This is a genomic window from Oleiphilus sp. HI0123, from assembly GCF_001635315.1.
This window is the reverse complement of the sequence record NZ_LWGE01000129.1, coordinates 1-2199: the sequence shown is the minus strand read 5'-3', so window position 1 is coordinate 2199 and position 2199 is coordinate 1. Positions and strand designations below refer to the sequence as shown.

The following is a 2199-nucleotide window of genomic DNA, read 5'->3' as shown; positions in this document are numbered from 1 at the left end:
TATCTGCATTTTCTTTACAGAAAGTGTGAACCAACTTAGTGAAGTTCTTAAGTGCAGCACCTTGCGTCATTAGAACTTTACGGCCTAACAAGTCAAGTGCCTGGATACCAGTTGTACCTTCATAAATTAGTGCGATACGCGTATCACGAACGATCTGCTCCATACCCCACTCAGCGATGAAACCGTGACCACCGAATACCTGAACACCGTGGTTAGCAGCCTCGTAACCAGCTTCAGTACAGAAAGCTTTAAGAATAGGCGTTAAGAAGCCTAACATCTCGTCAGCTGCTTTCTTCTCTTCATCACTACCGTGCTCTACCAAATCAGCCTGTTGCGCTGCGTAGTAGATCATTGCACGAGAACCTTCAGCGATAGACTTCTGAGTTAGAAGCATACGGCGAACGTCTGGGTGAACAATGATTGGGTCAGCTTTACCTTCCGGGTTCTTCTTACCAGTCAAAGAACGCATAGCTAGACGCTCTTTAGCGTAAGTTAGCGCACCCTGGAAAGAACCTTCAGCAGCAGCAAGACCTTGAATAGAAGTACCGATACGTGCAACGTTCATGAATGTGAACATGCAGTTTAGACCCTTGTTTTCTGGGCCAATCAACCAACCTTTTGATGCATCAAAGTTCATCACACAAGTTGCGTTACCATGGATACCCATTTTGTGCTCGATAGAACCACAGGTAACGTTGTTTTTCTCGCCTGGATTACCGTCTGCATCTGGCAACAACTTAGGTACGATAAACAGAGAAATACCCTTAGTACCTTCTGGTGCGCCAGGAAGACGTGCTAGAACAATGTGAACGATGTTATCAACCATATCGTGCTCACCGGCAGAGATGAAGATCTTCGTACCCGTGATGTTGTAGCTACCATCAGCATTTGGCTCAGCCTTAGTAGTCAAAATACCTAGGTCAGAACCACACTGAGGCTCTGTTAAACACATGGTACCCGTCCACTCACCGCTGATCAGCTTAGTTAGATAAGTTTCCTGCTGCTCAGGCGTACCATGCTCTTGAATTGTCGCACGTGCACCGTGGCTTAGGCCTGGATACATACCCCAAGACCAGTTAGCAGTACCAATCATTTCACTCAAAGCGATGTTGATGGACTCAGGTAGACCTTGTCCACCGTGCTCAACAGGCGCGTTCATTGAAGGCCAGCCGCCTTCTACAAATTGGTTATATGCTTCTTTAAAACCTGTTGGCGTTTTAACACCATCTTCACTCCAAGTACAACCTTCCTGGTCACCTACTTGGTTAAGAGGAGCTAGTACTTCTTCACAAAACTTTGCACCTTCGCCGATGATCGCTTCGACCATGTCTGGAGAAGCATCATCTGCTCCTATGGTTGCGTAGTGCTGTTCACTGTTCAAAACTTCGTTCATGATGAACTTAATTTCTCGTAGGGGAGCTTTGTATTCTGGCATAGCTAAAAACCTCAAATATATTTATTTACGTTTTAACGCTTGTTAAAAACTAATAAAATTCGTTTATTAACGTCGACTCTTACAGTCAATCAGGTCACCCACCGTATTAAGCTATTCGTTCATAGCAGGTCGTTGAGTGGGTCACTTCAATTCGAGCATTTACTCGATTTTCAAGCATTGAATATCAAACGACTGTTTGAAACATACGTTTGCTTAAAGCCAATGTCAAGATTTCCTTACAAAAAATCCGATAATTCATATGAAAAAAAAGCGCATAGCGGACAGGAAAATACCGCCACCAAACCACGACATATCGGCAAAATTAGTTGTAAAACAGAAGATTAGCAGCTTTTTTAAAAACTGCACTGAAATAGAAAAGGGAATTTGTAATTTTTTATTGTTTTAGATTAGGTCGTCAATATCAGAAACAGTTTTTTGATCAAGTGAAGCAATTCTTTCGAATTCCTGAACACTTAAAACCTGAGCACTGCGTTCATCTTTTCGAGCGTCGGTCTGCTCTTTCTCTTTCTCAAGGCGATCTTTATTCTCTTGAGCTTGTAGCTGTGTTTGCTCTAACTCTTGAGCTTGTAGCTGTGTTTGCTCTAACTCTTGAGCTCTCTTTTCAACCAATTCAGCTTGAGCCTGAGCTATTACCCTTTGAGCCTGAGCTGCCACAGCACGATCCTGACCAGAAGGCTCGGCAGGAGCATTCGCTGCAGCTTTGACCGTATTCATTTTTGAAATTGTAGCTTGAGGGTCATTGG

Annotated in this window: 2 protein-coding genes; both read right to left on the bottom strand. The window is 43.6% G+C overall.

Annotated features, from left to right (window positions below):
* Positions 1-1435 (bottom strand): acyl-CoA dehydrogenase family protein (locus tag A3761_RS01235; protein ID WP_068749667.1); only part of this gene is annotated, 1435 nt, incomplete at its 3' end.
* 402 nt (positions 1436-1837) lie between these two features.
* On the bottom strand, positions 1838-2199 hold a 362-nt coding region (locus A3761_RS01230), incomplete at its 5' end, for a putative metalloprotease CJM1_0395 family protein (protein ID WP_304439562.1).